Origin of the sequence: Escherichia sp. E4742 (assembly GCF_005843885.1) — a bacterium.
Lineage (GTDB): Bacteria > Pseudomonadota > Gammaproteobacteria > Enterobacterales > Enterobacteriaceae > Escherichia.
The window spans coordinates 1,836,258-1,851,326 of the sequence record NZ_CP040443.1 but is presented as its reverse complement, the minus strand read 5'-3'; the positions used below and the strand labels follow the sequence as shown (position 1 = coordinate 1,851,326).

Genomic DNA, 15,069 nt, shown 5'->3' with positions numbered 1-15,069 from the left:
ATATTTCATATGAATTTATTCTGAAAATCATTTGTTAATAGTGTTTTTCAGTTTTGTCTTTCGTTGGTTAATCGTAATGTATCGCTGGTAGATACGGAGATCATTATGAAAACCTCAAAGACTGTGGCAAAACTATTATTCGTTGTCGGGGCGTTAGTTTATCTGGTTGGGCTATGGATCTCATGCCCATTGTTAAGCGGCAAAGGCTATTTTCTCGGTGTGATAATGACGGGAACGTTTGGCAATTATGCTTACCTTCGTGCTGAAAAACTCGGGCAACTGGATGACATGTTTATTCGCATCTGCCAGTTAGTTGCGTTAATCACTATCGGTCTGTTGTTTATCGGTGTTTTAAATGCACCCGTTAACGCTTATGAAATGGTGATTTATCCCATTGCCTTCTTTACTTGCTTGTTTGGTCAGATGCGGTTATTGCGTTCAGCATGAGCTATGTAGCTCTTACAATGTAATATGAAAGGAACTCTGTGATGGAAAACGAAATATCAACCTATTCTCCAGCATTTAGCATTGTGTCATGGATAGCGCTTGGCGGCGGTATTGTTACCTATTTATTAGGGCTATGGAATGCGGAAATGCAGTTAAATGAAAAAGGATATTACTTTGCTGTTCTGGTGCTAGGACTATTTTCAGCCGCATCTTATCAAAAAACTGTGCGGGACAAATATGAAGGCATCCCCACTACATCCATTTATTATATGACCTGTCTGGTTGTCTTTATCATTTCTGTCGCATTACTGATAGTTGGTCTGTGGAATGCAACATTATTACTCAGCGAAAAAGGGTTTTATGGTCTGGCCTTCTTTTTAAGTTTGTTTGGTGCAGTAGCAGTACAGAAGAATATTCGTGATGCTGGAGTTAACCCATCAAAAGAAACAGTGGTTGCTCAGGAAGAATATAGCGAATAATCCTTGTAAGCCCGGCCAATGTGACCGGGCTTTTGCTCAACTTACGAATCTGTTTCGGTCAATTCGTTGCACCAGCACAGAAAGTAATAAGCTTGTGGCCAGCGTGGCACAGAAGATCCAGATAATATCCAGTATTGGCCAGTTTTTAAGCTCAATCCCCCGGGTACGCAGCGCATGGATAATCAATGCGTGGAACCCGTATATACCTAAAGAATGGCGTGATATCAGCCCAAGCCCGGGAACTGTGCGTGTATCCAGCGTATTTTTTACCAGAGTCAGTAACGCGATTGCGCAGATAAAAACCATCGGTCCGCAATAGAGATACCAGGTATCGGCAAAATTTCCGCGCCACTGTAATTCATATAATGTCCCGCGAGAGATGATAAATACCCCCGCAGCAAACAGTACGGCGCTCACCCACGACAGTGATTTATGTTGCGTATCCACCATGCCAATGGCGCGGCCCAACATGCCATACAGGATGTAGTAAAAAGTATCGCCATTGATATATAAGTTAATCGGTAGCCATTCGAAGCCGTCGATCTTCTGTGGCACTGTGTTTGGGTTAGCGATGATGCCAATCACCACCATTAGTACCAGCAACATTTTACCGCTAACGTTTTTCACCTGAACCAGCGGCGAAACCAGATAAATCACCGCAATCGCGAAGAAAAACCATAAGTGATAAAACACAGGCTTTTGTAGCAGGTTTTTCAGCGCTAACTCCACATTGATAGCGGTAAAAAGCGCAATGTAGATCAACGCGATGACACTATAAAACAGCAGACATAAGCCAATACGCAAGAAATGACGCGGTTGGGCGCTACGTTCGCCAAAAAAGAGATAGCCTGAAATCATGAAAAATAGCGGCACGCTGACACGGGAGGCAGAATTTAGAACATTCGCGATATCCCAGGTTATGGGGCTAACGCTATGGGCGTTGGTTACATACCAGGTGGTGGTATGAATCATCACCACCATTAAACAGGCTATCCCTCGCAGGTTATCAATCCAATAAATTTTGGGCTGCATCTGTGTCTCTGTAACTGGTTAAAAAAGGTCTGACCGATAAATCATTCAGCTGGTGCACTGGAATAATCCGAGTTTTATCTCTACAGCTTATAGAGGCTTGAGGAAATTAGTTAGATTCAGCCACTATACCGATATTAATAATAAGACTCACCTGCAAATAAGACGGTAATTTAATGATGATGAACTATTTCTTTCCAGCAATGGCACTTATTGTGTTAGTGGGATGCTCGACACCGCCACCCGAGCAGAAAGCACAGCGGGTAAAGGTTGAGCCGCTGCGTTCATTGAATATGGAAGCGTTGTGCAAGGATCAGGCAGCAAAACGTTATAACACCGGTGAGCAAAAAATCGACGTCACCGCATTTGAACAGTTCCAGGGGAGCTACGAAATGCGTGGTTATACCTTCCGGAAAGAGCAGTTTGTCTGTTCTTTTGACGCAGATGGCCATTTTTTGCATCTTTCCATGCGTTAAGCCCTGCTTTTTCCCGTTTCGTACTGTATATCTTCCATCCAGCGGGTATACTGATCCCTTCCTTTAAATCCACACGTATCCAGCACGAAATAATATGCAAAAGTTTGATACCAGGACCTTCCAGGGCTTGATCCTGACCTTACAGGATTACTGGGCTCGCCAGGGCTGCACCATTGTTCAACCATTGGACATGGAAGTCGGCGCGGGAACCTCTCACCCAATGACCTGTCTGCGTGCGCTGGGGCCAGAACCGATGGCGGCTGCTTATGTCCAGCCTTCTCGTCGCCCGACCGATGGTCGCTACGGCGAAAACCCCAACCGTTTACAGCACTACTATCAGTTCCAGGTGGTCATTAAGCCATCGCCGGACAATATTCAGGAGCTGTACCTCGGTTCTCTGAAAGAGCTGGGCATGGACCCGACTATCCACGATATCCGTTTCGTGGAAGATAACTGGGAAAACCCGACGCTGGGGGCCTGGGGACTGGGCTGGGAAGTGTGGCTGAACGGCATGGAAGTGACACAGTTCACTTACTTCCAGCAGGTTGGTGGTCTGGAGTGTAAACCGGTTACCGGCGAGATCACCTACGGTCTGGAACGTCTGGCAATGTACATTCAGGGCGTAGACAGCGTTTACGACCTGGTCTGGAGCGACGGCCCGCTGGGTAAAACCACCTACGGCGACGTGTTCCATCAGAACGAAGTGGAGCAGTCCACTTACAACTTCGAATACGCGGATGTGGACTTCCTGTTCACCTGCTTCGAGCAGTACGAGAAAGAAGCCCAGCAGCTGCTGGCGCTGGAAAATCCGCTGCCGCTGCCAGCCTACGAGCGTATTCTGAAAGCCGCCCACAGCTTCAACCTGCTGGATGCGCGTAAAGCCATCTCCGTCACCGAGCGTCAGCGTTACATTTTGCGCATTCGCACCCTGACAAAAGCAGTGGCAGAAGCATACTACGCTTCCCGTGAAGCCCTCGGCTTCCCGATGTGCAACAAAGATAAGTAAGAGGCGGCTATGTCTGAGAAAACTTTTCTGGTGGAAATCGGCACTGAAGAACTGCCACCAAAAGCACTGCGCAGTCTGGCTGAGTCCTTTGCTGCGAACTTTACTGCGGAGCTGGATAACGCTGGCCTCGCACATGGCACCGTTCAATGGTTTGCTGCTCCGCGTCGTCTGGCGCTGAAAGTGGCTAACCTGGCGGAAGCCCAGCCTGACCGTGAAATCGAAAAACGTGGCCCGGCAATTGCCCAGGCGTTCGATGCCGAAGGTAAACCGAGCAAAGCGGCAGAAGGTTGGGCGCGTGGTTGCGGTATTACCGTTGACCAGGCTGAGCGTCTGACTACCGATAAAGGTGAATGGCTGCTGTATCGCGCCCACGTGAAAGGCGAAAGCACCGAAGCACTGCTGCCGAATATGGTTGCGACTTCGCTGGCGAAACTGCCGATCCCGAAACTGATGCGTTGGGGCGCAAGCGACGTACACTTCGTGCGTCCGGTGCACACCGTGACCCTGCTGCTGGGCGACAAAGTCATTCCGGCAACCATTCTGGGCATTCAGTCCGATCGCGTGATTCGCGGCCACCGCTTTATGGGCGAGCCGGAATTCACTATCGACAATGCCGATCAGTATCCGGAAATTCTGCGTGAGCGCGGGAAAGTCATCGCCGATTATGAAGAACGTAAGGCGAAGATTAAAGCCGATGCCGAAGAAGCAGCGCGTAAGATTGGCGGTAACGCTGACTTAAGCGAAAGTCTGCTGGAAGAAGTGGCTTCTCTGGTTGAATGGCCGGTTGTTCTGACCGCGAAATTCGAAGAGAAATTCCTCGCTGTGCCGTCTGAAGCACTGGTTTACACCATGAAAGGTGACCAGAAGTACTTCCCGGTGTACGCGAACGACGGCAAACTGCTGCCGAACTTTATCTTCGTTGCCAACATCGAATCGAAAGATCCGCAGCAAATTATCTCCGGTAACGAGAAAGTCGTTCGTCCACGTCTGGCAGATGCCGAGTTCTTCTTCAACACCGACCGTAAAAAACGTCTGGAAGATAACCTGCCGCGCTTGCAAACCGTGCTGTTCCAGCAACAGCTGGGTACGCTGCGCGACAAAACTGACCGCATTCAGGCGCTGGCTGGCTGGATTGCTGAACAGATTGGCGCTGACGTTAACCACGCTACCCGTGCGGGCCTGCTGTCTAAGTGTGACCTGATGACCAACATGGTCTTCGAGTTCACCGACACCCAGGGCGTGATGGGGATGCACTACGCGCGTCACGATGGCGAAGCGGAAGATGTCGCGGTAGCGCTGAACGAACAGTATCAGCCGCGTTTTGCCGGTGATGACCTGCCGTCTAACCCGGTAGCCTGTGCGCTGGCGATTGCTGACAAGATGGACACCCTGGCGGGTATCTTCGGTATCGGTCAGCATCCGAAAGGCGACAAAGATCCATTTGCGCTGCGTCGTGCGGCACTTGGCGTGCTGCGTATTATCGTTGAGAAGAACCTCAACCTTGACCTGCAAACGTTGACAGAAGAAGCGGTGCGTTTGTATGGCGATAAGCTGACTAATGCCAACGTGGTTGATGATGTTATCGACTTTATGCTCGGTCGCTTCCGCGCCTGGTATCAGGACGAAGGTTACACCGTTGACACCATCCAGGCGGTACTGGCGCGTCGTCCGACCCGTCCGGCAGATTTCGATGCCCGTATGAAGGCGGTATCGCATTTCCGTACCCTGGATGCAGCTGCTGCACTGGCGGCGGCGAACAAACGTGTATCCAACATTCTGGCGAAATCTGACGAAGTGCTGAGCGACCGCGTGAATGCCTCTACCCTGAAAGAGCCGGAAGAAATTAAACTGGCGATGCAGGTGGTTGTTCTGCGAGACAAACTGGAGCCGTACTTTGCTGAAGGTCGTTACCAGGATGCGCTGGTCGAACTGGCCGAGTTGCGTGAACCTGTCGATGCTTTCTTCGATAAAGTGATGGTCATGGTTGATGATAAAGATCTGCGTATCAACCGCCTGACCATGCTGGAAAAACTGCGCGAATTGTTCCTGCGCGTTGCGGATATTTCGCTGTTGCAGTAATTGATAAGTAATCGAAAAACCGACATTCATTTTGGGTGTCGGTTTTTTTTTATCTTAAGGAATGAGATATGGCAAAGTTACGAAAGATAGTAGTGGCTGGCCGCACCTGGCTTTGGGTTTATCGTTACTACTATGCAGATGAGCGAGATTGTTATTTAAGGATAATAAGCAAAGATAAAAAAGCACAGATTTTAATCTATTTCAGAACTGCTACTTGCCATTACGGTGGTTGCCCATTTAATGATGGCCTGCCAGCTTTATACAATAATGTAAAAATCAATATTAATTTGAATCAACCTCGCTTTGTGGCTCAGTTACTTACTTATGTGTTGGAGAATATTCTTCAAGGTACACCATCAGGTGTGATCGAGTACGAGAACGGTACTGAGATATTACAGCAGATTGGGTATGAGTTTGATTATAAATAATAAAATCCACATATCCCATGATTCCTGGTTAATATGATTATCATTAATAATCACCGGTTGAATAAAATATTATTTATCTATTCAGTAAGTGAGATTTTTTTCGGAATTTATCAACAAGAGTGAAATCAGAATTTACGCTAGAATAGCTGCGGGTGCTTGAGACTGTTTGTCTCAGGTATCACCGAAAGGCAGACAGAGAAAAGCCCCACCTGACTATAAATCAAAGTGAGGCTACCCTATGCCTGAACACCATAAGGTTAGCCTCTTACTCGTTGGAAATCAACACAGGAGGCTGGGAATGCCGCAGAAATATAGATTGCTTTCTTTAATAGTGATTTGTTTCACGCTTTTATTTTTCACCTGGATGATAAGAGATTCATTGTGTGAATTGCATATTAAACAGGGGAGTTATGAGCTGGCGGCATTTTTAGCCTGCAATTTGAAAGAGTAAGAGTCTTTGGCGGGAAGTTATTCCCGCCTTTCTTACGGTGTTGGGTATTCTCAATGCACCCTAATTTATTTCCTTGATGAATATTATTTAAAAAATACGAATGGATTTGGCTATTAAATAGATTTTTAATTGAGAACAGGATTGGTTCGGAGCCTTCATGAATAAACTGCTTTTACTGTTGATAATGCTTTATCAACGACATCTTTCTCCTCGCAAAGGATATCGCTGTGCTTACAGTGTGTTGTACCAAACGCAGGGATGTTCGGGGGCAGTCAAAGAGATTATTCAACAGAAAGGTGTTATTGCAGGCTGAGGCGAGATACGTCAGCGTTTTGCAGATTGCCGACTTGCGGCACAGACAGTCAGGCAGAAGCAACAACTGAACGAGGTTATACGTAAAAAGAAGAATAATGATTGTGATTGTTCCGGATGTGATGGTGCGGTCTGTCGTGATTGCCACATCCCGGACTTTTGCCCGAACATTCCGGTGCCGGATCTGGATTGTTCCTGGGACTGTTCTTCTCTACATATAAAGCGGTTTTTCCAATAAAAAAATCCCCGCCAAATGGCAGGGATCTTAGATTCTGTGCTTTTAAGCAGAGATTACAGGCTGGTTACGTTACCAGCTGCTGGGCCTTTAGCGCCGCTTTCGATGGTGAAGGACACTTTCTGACCTTCGTCCAGAGATTTGTAACCATCGTTCTGGATAGCAGAGAAGTGTACGAACACGTCTTTAGAGCCATCGTCAGGAGTGATGAAGCCGAAGCCTTTGTCAGCGTTGAACCATTTTACGATACCAGTCATTTTACCGGACATAGTGTATTACCTTTAATAATTAAGTGTGCCTTTCGGCGATATGGCGTGCTTTACAGATTTTGAAGCGTTAAAGGAAATGTGCACTACGAGGGGTATCAACGATAACTCTTGAAGGGACTTGCCTTACTACACTGCTTTAATGGTCTGTACGTCAAACCGTTGATGTGCATTAAGCCACGCATTGAAGGTGGATGCAACAATTATTTTTCAAATTTATGATTAATCGGTCGGAAAACGGCCCTGTCATCAGGACCGTAAACATCAAAAAAGTTAATAAAACTCTATTCCATCAACTGCTTACTTAATGCCGGATTGGCCTGAATCAGACGCATTAATTTTAGTTCAGCACTGGAAGGCTTCACTCGTCTGGATTCCCATTCCTTTACCATCGCAACGGATACGCCCAAAACACGGGCGAAATCATCAATTTTTAACCCCGTTCCTTTGCGTAATTGCTCAATCTCGGTACAGGGCGTAGGTCTGTGCGTCAGGGTCATCTTCTGTGTTTCATCTTTAAAAACAATTTGTTCCAGGCTGCTCAACAGCTCAAGCATTGGATCTTTATATTCCATTGAAAACTCCTCAAATCACACTGCGGGATCGTGAATTGCATTGAAGCTCATTAAGAATAGTCGGGAAACACTGACTCAGCGGGAAGCAACCGGAGTGTGATTCGATTCAGCTTATCAATAACTGTGACTTATAGTTGCCTAACGATATGATTAATGCCGATATATTTCGCAGAATCCCGGATTGTAAAGATTCCGAAAATTTCACTTAGCGAAGAGAAGTAAAGTCCTGGCTAAAAAACGCAATAGCAATGCCTGTTTTTAACAATGAAACAACAAATTAACCTTCCTTCATTTTCTACATCATTTTCCCAGGAAGATTATGCATAAAGGGTATCTTGCAAGCTTGTCCTGGACTATCCTTGTCACGTCAGACACGCGTGTGTCGTTGTGCGCTTTTTTTGGGTGAAAGGAGTAAGAAAATGGCGACAGGAAAGTCCTGCTCTCGCTGGTTTGCGCCTCTTGCGGCGTTATTAATGGTAGTTAGCCTGAGTGGGTGTTTTGATAAAGAAGGCGATCAGCGTAAAGCGTTTATCGACTTCCTGCAGAATACAGTGATGCGTAGCGGTGAACGTCTACCAACCCTGACTGCCGATCAGAAAAAACAATTTGGTCCTTTTGTCTCTGATTACGCGATTCTGTATGGCTATTCCCAACAGGTGAATCAGGCGATGGATTCCGGTCTGCGTCCGGTTGTAGACAGCGTTAACGCAATTCGTGTACCACAGGATTATGTCACGCAAAGTGGTCCGCTGCGTGAAATGAACGGTTCGCTGGGTGTACTGGCGCAACAGCTACAAAATGCGAAGTTGCAGGCCGATGCAGCGCACTCTGCGCTGAAACAGACTGATGATCTGAAACCGGTCTTTGATCAGGCATTCACCAAAGTGGTGACGACACCGGCTGATGCGTTACAACCGTTGATTCCGGCGGCACAAACCTTTACACAACAACTGGTGATGGTTGGTGACTATATTTCCCAGCAGGGTACTCAGGTAAGCTTTGTGGCGAATGGCATTCAGTTCCCGACTTCGCAGCAGGCGAGTGAATATAACAAACTGATTGCGCCATTACCGGCACAGCATCAGGCGTTTAATCAGGCCTGGACCGCAGCAGTAACTGCAACCCAATAAAGAGTAAAAGCCCGAGAGATTTTCGGGCTTTTCTTCACGCAGTCGCGGTTATTCCGCGACTTGCGGATTCACACAGTTCTTCTCGACATTCCCTTGTAACGCATTAATCAAATTATCCACCGCACAGGCGGCCATGGCATAACGCGTCTCATGAGTAGCAGAACCAATATGTGGGACTGCGACGACATTTGCCATTGAGAGCAGCGGTGAATCTACTGACAGCGGCTCTTGTTCGAAGACATCCAGTCCGGCGGCGTGAATTTCCCCTTTCTGCAATGCCGCAATCAGTGCATTTTCGTCAACCACCGGTCCACGTCCTGCATTAATGAAGATGGCGGAGGATTTCATTTTGGCGAATTGTTCAGCGCCAAACAGGTGATGCGTTTCTTCAGTTAGCGGCAGGATCAGGCAAACGAAATCCGACTCTTGTAACAGCGTATCCAGATCGCAATAACGGGCGTTAAAGCGTTCTTCAGCTTCTTTATGGTGGCGGCGAGCGTTATAGAGGATAGGCATGTTGAAGCCAAAGTGTGCCCGTTGTGCCAGTGCCATGCCGATCCGTCCCATCCCGACAATGCCAAGTGTTTTATGATGCACGTCGCTGCCGTACCAGTCCGGGCCAATGCTCGCGGTCCATTCGCCTGCTTTTACGCGTTCTGCTACCTCGACAACCCGACGCGCGGTACACAGCACCAATGCCATCAGTGTATCGGCCACCGTTTCCGTTAATACGGTTGGCGTATGCATTAGCAGGATTTTTCGGGCGGTAAGCGCATCGACATCGAAATTGTCGTAGCCTACAGAGATAGTTGATGCGGCACGCAGTTTCGGCATTTTTTCCAGCAACACGGCATCAACATTTTCATTTGAACCTAACAAGCCCTCGGCTTCGGCAAAAATTTCCGTGTTCTGCGCGACGGTCTGTGGAGTGAGGTCTGTCACCTGGTGAACGGTGAAATGTGCTTGCAGGCGTTGCAGTAAATCATCAGGTAAGGCTTTGTAGAGGATAACGGACGGCTTCATGCTTCTCTCCATTCACTGATTAGGCGATCACCTTAGCCTGAAAAAAGAAGCAGGAAAACCTAAGAATACCAGGTGATTGAATCACCACCTGGCATGAAAGTGATTACAGCGGGCTTAAGGTAATTTCTACGCGACGGTTTTGGGCTTTGCCTTCTGCGGTGCTGTTGCTGGCGATCGGGTTAGCTGGGCCAAGACCCTGGGTACGAATACGGCTGGCGTCAACGCCCTGGGTAATCAATGCACTGGCAACGGAATCTGCACGCTGCTGCGACAGACGCATGTTCAGGTCATGACCACCAGTGCTGTCGGTGTAGCCAATCACGTTAACCGCCGTTTTCGGGTACTCTTTCAGTACCATTGCAACACCGGTCAGGGTGTTAGCACCTGCTGGTTTCAGAGTGGCGCTGCTGCTGTCGAAGGTCACATTGTTCGGCATGTTGAGGATAATGTTGTCCCCGCTGCGCGTTACGCTAACGCCAGTGCCGCGCATTTTGTCGCGCAGTTTCGCTTCCTGCACATCCATGTAATAGCCAACGCCGCCGCCCAGTGCCGCGCCTGCTGCTGCGCCAATCAGTGCGCCTTTACCACGATCTTTCTTCGAAGAAGAGAGTGCGCCAATGCCCGCGCCAACGAGAGAGCCCAGACCCGCGCCAATAGCAGATTTACCCGCTTCGCGTTCGCCGGTGTAAGGGTTAGTTGTACAGCCAGATACCGCCAGAGCGCCACTCACAACGGCGGCAATAAGATAAACACGTTTCTTCATTGTTAATCCTTAATAACCTTTTTATTCTTTGCCACGGGTTTCGTGGCGGAAGATTATGCCGTGTGAACATGAAGATTATTCCTGGGAATACTCGGAAATTTGTAAGTAATATTTAACTGCTCAATACATCTAACTTTTCAGGAGCCTTCGGTTTGGCCAACTCATCCTCACGTTTTTCTGTTCTTACTGCCGCCCACTGGGGACCAATGCTGGTTGAAACCGACGGTGAAACAGTTTTCAGCTCGCGTGGTGCGTTAACCACAGGAATGGAAAACTCCTTGCAGAGTGCGGTTCGCGACCAGGTTCATAGCAATACGCGGGTGCGATTTCCGATGGTGCGTAAAGGCTTTCTTGCGTCACCAGAAAATCCACAAGGGATTCGCGGGCAGGACGAATTTGTTCGCGTGAGTTGGGATGAGGCACTGGATCTTATTCACCAACAACACAAACGCATTCGCGGAGCTTATGGTCCGGCGTCGATTTTTGCCGGTTCCTACGGCTGGCGTTCAAATGGCGTGCTGCATAAAGCGTCAACCTTGTTACAACGCTATATGGCGCTGGCAGGCGGCTATACTGGCCATCTGGGGGATTATTCGACCGGCGCAGCACAGGCGATCATGCCGTATGTTGTGGGCGGCAGCGAAGTTTATCAGCAGCAGACCAGTTGGTCGCTGGTGCTTGAACATAGCGATGTGGTGGTGCTGTGGAGTGCTAACCCTCTAAATACACTGAAAATTGCGTGGAATGCATCCGATGAGCAGGGGCTTTCTTACTTTTCCGCACTGCGGGATAGCGGGAAAAAGCTGATCTGCATTGATCCCATGCGATCGGAAACCGTTGATTTCTTTGGCGATAAAATGGAATGGGTAGCACCGCATATGGGAACAGATGTGGCGCTGATGCTGGGGATCGCCCATACGCTGGTGGAAAACTGCTGGCACGACGAAGAGTTTCTGGCACGTTGCACTATCGGCTATGGCGTCTTCGCTTCTTATTTACAGGGCGAGAGTGATGGCATAGCGAAAACTGCCGAATGGGCGGCGGAGATTTGTGGTGTACCGGCAGATAAAATCCGCGAACTGGCGGCTATTTTCCATCAAAATACCACCATGCTGATGGCAGGATGGGGAATGCAGCGTCAGCAGTTTGGCGAGCAAAAGCACTGGATGCTCGTCACGCTGGCGGCAATGTTGGGGCAAATTGGCACACCTGGTGGCGGTTTTGGCCTCTCCTACCATTTTGCGAATGGTGGTAACCCCACGCGCCGCGCCGCAGTGCTCTCTTCCATGCAGGGCAGTTTGCCGGGTGGTACGGATGCGGTAGAAAAAATTCCTGTCGCCCGTATTGTCGAGGCTCTTGAAAATCCTGGTGGCGCATACCAACACAACGGCATGAATCGTCACTTTCCGGATATACGCTTTATCTGGTGGGCGGGCGGCGCCAATTTTACACATCATCAGGACACTAATCGTCTGATTCGTGCCTGGCAAAAACCGGAACTGGTGGTCATTTCAGAATGCTTCTGGACGGCGGCGGCGAAACATGCCGATATCGTCCTGCCTGCAACCACGTCTTTTGAGCGTAACGATCTCACCATGACCGGAGATTACAGCAATCAGCATCTTGTTCCGATGAAACAAGTCGTGCCGCCGCGTGACGAAGCGCGTAATGATTTCGACGTCTTTGCTGAATTAAGCGAACGTTGGGAGAAGGGGGGCTACGCGCGGTTTACGGAAGGGAAAACTGAGCTGCAATGGCTGGAAACTTTTTATAACGTCGCCCGACAACGAGGGGCAAGTCAGCAGGTTGAATTACCATCGTTTGACGCGTTTTGGGAAGCAAACCAATTCATTGAGATGCCGGAAAACCCAATCAGCGAACAGTTTATCCGGTTTGCTGATTTTCGCCGCGACCCACTGGCGCATCCGTTAAAAACGGCCAGTGGTAAGATTGAAATCTTCTCGCAGCGTATCGCGGATTACGGTTACCCGGATTGTCCGGGGCATCCCATGTGGCTGGAGCCGGATGAGTGGCAGGGCAATGCCGAACCGGAACAGTTGCAGGTACTTTCTGCCCACCCCGCACATCGTTTGCACAGCCAGCTAAATTACAGTTCTCTGCGTGAATTATATGCGGTGGCAAACCGTGAACCTGCCACCATTCACCCTGATGATGCACGAGCGCGAGGCATAAAAGAGGGCGACACGGTACGAGTGTGGAACTCGCGCGGGCAAATTCTTGCCGGAGCGGTCATTAGCGAAGGTATTAAACCTGGCGTGATTTGCATTCACGAAGGGGCATGGCCCGATCTGGATTTAACCGCTGGCGGCATTTGTAAAAACGGCGCGGTGAACGTGCTGACGAAAGATCTCCCCAGCTCGCGGCTGGGGAATGGATGCGCGGGTAACACGGCGTTAGCGTGGCTGGAGAAATACACTGGCCCGGAACTGCCACTTACGGCGTTTGATCCGCCTGCCAATCCATAATCCAGGTGGGAAGTTGGGTTTCTTCCTGCCAGGCGCAGTCGACAATATGGAATCCTTGCGCATGGTAGAAATTTATCGCGGGCTGGTTTTTCTGGTAAACCTCCAACAATAAATGGGGATGGCGTTGTTGCACATGTTGCATCAGCGCCTTACCAATACCGCGCCTGACGGCCTTTGGTGCGACAAACATCGCAGCTAAAAATCGTCCTTCCATCACGCTGACAAAACCGAGAAGCTTGCCATCTTCTTCCCACACCCAGTTTTGCGCGTTGGCAAGATAAGCATCACGCACCAGCGGAATGCAGTCACGCCAGTAGCTTTCTTCTATGAAAGGATGTCCCCAGGTTGTACTTTCCAGCCATAATTCAAGGATCGCAGGTAATTCCAAACGTTGCGCTTCTCGAATCATTATTTCCTCCCCGGATGGCAACAGCAGCCAACGACATGATCGTTCACCAGTCCGCATGCCTGCATAAAGGAGTAACAAATCGTCGTGCCAACAAATTTGAAGCCGCGTTTTTTCAGTGCCTTGGAAAGCGCATCAGAGGCGGGCGTTGAGGTGGGGATTTCGCTCAACGTTTTGGCTTGTGTCACCTGTGGTTGATGGTTTACGAACGACCAGACAAAGTCGGCAAACGGTTCGCCGTTCTGCTCCATTTGCAGGTATGCCCGTGCGTTACCAATTATCGCCTGAATTTTCCCACGATGGCGGATAATCCCGGCATCAAGCACCAGTCTTTCAACGTCCTCTTCCTGCATAGCCGCGACTTTTACCGGATCGAACTGATGAAAACAGGCGCGATAGTTTTCACGTTTTTTGAGAACGGTAATCCAGGATAACCCTGCCTGTTGTCCTTCAAGGCAGATCATTTCGAACAGTTTATTACTGTTGGTTTCAGGCACGCCCCACTCATTATCGTGGTAGGCAATATAAAGCGGGTCCTGACTCACCCAGCCGCAACGTTCCATACTTTCCCTCGCTATGTACCAGATCGTAAATATTTCACCCTCTTGTCTTGACGCATCGGTGAAAAAGTCAATATTTAATACAGGGCTAAGATGCCCGACATCCTACATACAATGACAATAATATTGCCGAATTCGGCTCTTCCCTGGAGTCGTGTTAATGATCATAAAAAAATGCGGTGGTCGCTGGCACTTAAGTCTGCTGGCGAGCGTGGTAATCAGTTCTTTTTTTCTCAACACAGCTTACGCCTGGCAACAAGAATATATCGTTGATACGCAACCAGGACATACCACTGAGCGTTATACCTGGGATAGCGATCACCAACCGGACTACAACGATATTTTGTCGCAACGTATTCAAAGTAGCCAAAGAGCGTTGGGACTGGAAGTTAATCTGGCGGAAGAAACCCCTGCGGATGTGACCAGCAGTATGAGTATGGGCTGGAACTTTCCTTTATATGAGCAGGTTACAACGGGTCCAGTCGCCGCATTACATTACGATGGCACAACCACCTCCATGTATAACGAGTTTGGCGACAGTACTGCAACGCTGACTGATCCGTTATGGCATGCCAGCGTCAGTACGTTAGGCTGGCGTGTCGATTCCCGACTTGGCGATTTCCGTCCCTGGGCGCAAATCAGCTACAACCAGCAATTTGGTGAAAATATCTGGAAGGCTCAATCAGGCCTAAGTCGCATGACAGCGACAAATCAGAATGGTAACTGGCTCGATGTAACCGTAGGAGCCGATATGTTGCTTAACCAGCATATTGCCGCCTATGCCGCGTTATCCCAGGCGGAGAATAGCGCCAATGATAGTGATTATTTGTATACCATGGGCGTTAGTGCCAGATTTTAACGGATTTGTTACAAACATGTGCTGCTAATAACAACCATTGCAATGATAGTGGGTGCTAA

The 15,069-nt window shown here is 48.9% G+C and carries 18 protein-coding genes; 11 read left to right on the top strand and 7 right to left on the bottom strand.

Annotated elements, in window-relative coordinates; genetic code table 11:
- Window positions 1–105: 105 nt before the first annotated feature.
- Both yiaB and yiaA read left to right on the top strand, forming a co-directional pair.
- Window positions 106–447, top strand: coding sequence for an inner membrane protein YiaB (yiaB, locus tag FEM44_RS09005; RefSeq protein WP_135522576.1), 342 nt, complete (start codon window positions 106–108; stop codon window positions 445–447).
- Between the two features lie 41 nt (window positions 448–488).
- Window positions 489–926 carry an inner membrane protein YiaA gene (gene yiaA, locus FEM44_RS09000; protein WP_135522577.1) on the top strand — a complete coding sequence of 146 codons (438 nt, stop codon included), beginning with the start codon at window positions 489–491 and terminating at the stop codon, window positions 924–926.
- 36 nt (window positions 927–962) lie between these two features.
- Here yiaA and wecH read toward each other — a convergent pair whose 3' ends face one another.
- Window positions 963–1,958, bottom strand: a complete 996-nt coding sequence (gene wecH / locus FEM44_RS08995) for an O-acetyltransferase WecH (protein WP_135522578.1) — start codon at window positions 1,956–1,958, stop codon at window positions 963–965.
- Between the two features lie 173 nt (window positions 1,959–2,131).
- Between wecH and FEM44_RS08990 the strand changes: the two genes are divergently transcribed.
- From FEM44_RS08990 to yidD, 6 genes are all read left to right on the top strand, one after another.
- On the top strand, window positions 2,132–2,431 hold the full coding sequence (locus tag FEM44_RS08990; RefSeq protein ID WP_130216250.1) for a YsaB family lipoprotein: 300 nt from the start codon (window positions 2,132–2,134) through the stop codon (window positions 2,429–2,431).
- Between the two features lie 94 nt (window positions 2,432–2,525).
- Window positions 2,526–3,437 carry a glycine--tRNA ligase subunit alpha gene (gene glyQ / locus FEM44_RS08985; protein ID WP_001168544.1) on the top strand — a complete coding sequence of 304 codons (912 nt, stop codon included), beginning with the start codon at window positions 2,526–2,528 and terminating at the stop codon, window positions 3,435–3,437.
- 9 nt (window positions 3,438–3,446) lie between these two features.
- Entirely contained in the window at window positions 3,447–5,516 is a 2,070-nt protein-coding gene (glyS, locus tag FEM44_RS08980) for a glycine--tRNA ligase subunit beta (RefSeq protein ID WP_130216252.1), read from the top strand.
- A 68-nt stretch (window positions 5,517–5,584) separates the two neighbouring features.
- On the top strand, window positions 5,585–5,944 hold the full coding sequence (locus FEM44_RS08975) for a hypothetical protein (RefSeq protein WP_135522579.1): 360 nt from the start codon (window positions 5,585–5,587) through the stop codon (window positions 5,942–5,944).
- A gap of 298 nt (window positions 5,945–6,242) precedes the next feature.
- Complete coding sequence (gene hokA, locus FEM44_RS08970) at window positions 6,243–6,395, top strand: type I toxin-antitoxin system toxin HokA (protein WP_001135738.1); 153 nt, start codon at window positions 6,243–6,245, stop codon at window positions 6,393–6,395.
- Window positions 6,396–6,552: 157 nt separating this feature from the next.
- On the top strand, window positions 6,553–6,708 hold the full coding sequence (gene yidD, locus FEM44_RS25465) for a membrane protein insertion efficiency factor YidD (protein WP_276606471.1): 156 nt from the start codon (window positions 6,553–6,555) through the stop codon (window positions 6,706–6,708).
- Between the two features lie 290 nt (window positions 6,709–6,998).
- Here yidD and cspE read toward each other — a convergent pair whose 3' ends face one another.
- Window positions 6,999–7,211 (bottom strand): transcription antiterminator/RNA stability regulator CspE, encoded by a 213-nt coding sequence (gene cspE, locus FEM44_RS08960; protein WP_000014594.1) that lies wholly within the window; start codon window positions 7,209–7,211, stop codon window positions 6,999–7,001.
- A 281-nt stretch (window positions 7,212–7,492) separates the two neighbouring features.
- Window positions 7,493–7,783 (bottom strand): HTH-type transcriptional regulator, encoded by a 291-nt coding sequence (locus FEM44_RS08955; RefSeq protein WP_135522580.1) that lies wholly within the window; start codon window positions 7,781–7,783, stop codon window positions 7,493–7,495.
- 419 nt (window positions 7,784–8,202) lie between these two features.
- Here FEM44_RS08955 and FEM44_RS08950 point away from each other — a divergent pair, with 419 nt between their 5' ends.
- Entirely contained in the window at window positions 8,203–8,913 is a 711-nt protein-coding gene (locus tag FEM44_RS08950) for a DUF3053 domain-containing protein (RefSeq protein WP_130216260.1), read from the top strand.
- Between the two features lie 48 nt (window positions 8,914–8,961).
- Here the strand turns inward: FEM44_RS08950 and ghrB are convergent, their stop codons facing one another.
- Window positions 8,962–9,936, bottom strand: a complete 975-nt coding sequence (gene ghrB, locus FEM44_RS08945; protein WP_135522581.1) for a glyoxylate/hydroxypyruvate reductase GhrB — start codon at window positions 9,934–9,936, stop codon at window positions 8,962–8,964.
- A gap of 103 nt (window positions 9,937–10,039) precedes the next feature.
- Window positions 10,040–10,699, bottom strand: a complete 660-nt coding sequence (locus tag FEM44_RS08940) for an OmpA family lipoprotein (protein ID WP_000747625.1) — start codon at window positions 10,697–10,699, stop codon at window positions 10,040–10,042.
- A gap of 152 nt (window positions 10,700–10,851) precedes the next feature.
- On the opposite strand from FEM44_RS08940, the gene bisC reads away from it, so the two are divergent.
- Window positions 10,852–13,185: a biotin sulfoxide reductase gene (gene bisC, locus FEM44_RS08935; RefSeq protein WP_135522582.1), complete on the top strand. Its 2,334-nt coding sequence runs from the start codon at window positions 10,852–10,854 to the stop codon at window positions 13,183–13,185.
- Here bisC and FEM44_RS08930 read toward each other — a convergent pair.
- Together FEM44_RS08930 and tag are read right to left on the bottom strand one after the other, a co-directional pair.
- Complete coding sequence (locus FEM44_RS08930) at window positions 13,154–13,594, bottom strand: N-acetyltransferase (RefSeq protein ID WP_130222999.1); 441 nt, start codon at window positions 13,592–13,594, stop codon at window positions 13,154–13,156. The genes bisC and FEM44_RS08930 overlap by 32 nt on opposite strands.
- The gene (gene tag / locus FEM44_RS08925; protein WP_130216268.1) at window positions 13,594–14,154 is read right to left on the bottom strand and encodes a DNA-3-methyladenine glycosylase I; all 561 of its coding nucleotides are present in this window, start codon (window positions 14,152–14,154) and stop codon (window positions 13,594–13,596) included. The genes FEM44_RS08930 and tag overlap by 1 nt, the downstream gene beginning before the upstream one ends.
- A 157-nt stretch (window positions 14,155–14,311) precedes the next feature.
- On the opposite strand from tag, the gene FEM44_RS08920 reads away from it, so the two are divergent.
- Window positions 14,312–15,010, top strand: coding sequence for an autotransporter outer membrane beta-barrel domain-containing protein (locus FEM44_RS08920; RefSeq protein ID WP_130216270.1), 699 nt, complete (start codon window positions 14,312–14,314; stop codon window positions 15,008–15,010).
- Window positions 15,011–15,069 lie beyond the last annotated feature (59 nt).

Coding starts and splice junctions, on each gene's coding strand:
- FEM44_RS08990 (WP_130216250.1), top strand. CDS start 2,132: ATGATGATGAACTATTTCTTTCCAGCAATGGCACTTATTGTGTTAGTG.
- ghrB (WP_135522581.1), bottom strand. CDS start 9,936: ATGAAGCCGTCCGTTATCCTCTACAAAGCCTTACCTGATGATTTACTG.
- cspE (WP_000014594.1), bottom strand. CDS start 7,211: ATGTCCGGTAAAATGACTGGTATCGTAAAATGGTTCAACGCTGACAAA.
- glyS (WP_130216252.1), top strand. CDS start 3,447: ATGTCTGAGAAAACTTTTCTGGTGGAAATCGGCACTGAAGAACTGCCA.
- FEM44_RS08920 (WP_130216270.1), top strand. CDS start 14,312: ATGATCATAAAAAAATGCGGTGGTCGCTGGCACTTAAGTCTGCTGGCG.
- FEM44_RS08950 (WP_130216260.1), top strand. CDS start 8,203: ATGGCGACAGGAAAGTCCTGCTCTCGCTGGTTTGCGCCTCTTGCGGCG.
- FEM44_RS08930 (WP_130222999.1), bottom strand. CDS start 13,594: ATGATTCGAGAAGCGCAACGTTTGGAATTACCTGCGATCCTTGAATTA.
- FEM44_RS08955 (WP_135522580.1), bottom strand. CDS start 7,783: ATGGAATATAAAGATCCAATGCTTGAGCTGTTGAGCAGCCTGGAACAA.
- FEM44_RS08975 (WP_135522579.1), top strand. CDS start 5,585: ATGGCAAAGTTACGAAAGATAGTAGTGGCTGGCCGCACCTGGCTTTGG.
- yidD (WP_276606471.1), top strand. CDS start 6,553: ATGAATAAACTGCTTTTACTGTTGATAATGCTTTATCAACGACATCTT.
- yiaA (WP_135522577.1), top strand. CDS start 489: ATGGAAAACGAAATATCAACCTATTCTCCAGCATTTAGCATTGTGTCA.
- glyQ (WP_001168544.1), top strand. CDS start 2,526: ATGCAAAAGTTTGATACCAGGACCTTCCAGGGCTTGATCCTGACCTTA.
- yiaB (WP_135522576.1), top strand. CDS start 106: ATGAAAACCTCAAAGACTGTGGCAAAACTATTATTCGTTGTCGGGGCG.
- hokA (WP_001135738.1), top strand. CDS start 6,243: ATGCCGCAGAAATATAGATTGCTTTCTTTAATAGTGATTTGTTTCACG.
- FEM44_RS08940 (WP_000747625.1), bottom strand. CDS start 10,699: ATGAAGAAACGTGTTTATCTTATTGCCGCCGTTGTGAGTGGCGCTCTG.
- wecH (WP_135522578.1), bottom strand. CDS start 1,958: ATGCAGCCCAAAATTTATTGGATTGATAACCTGCGAGGGATAGCCTGT.
- tag (WP_130216268.1), bottom strand. CDS start 14,154: ATGGAACGTTGCGGCTGGGTGAGTCAGGACCCGCTTTATATTGCCTAC.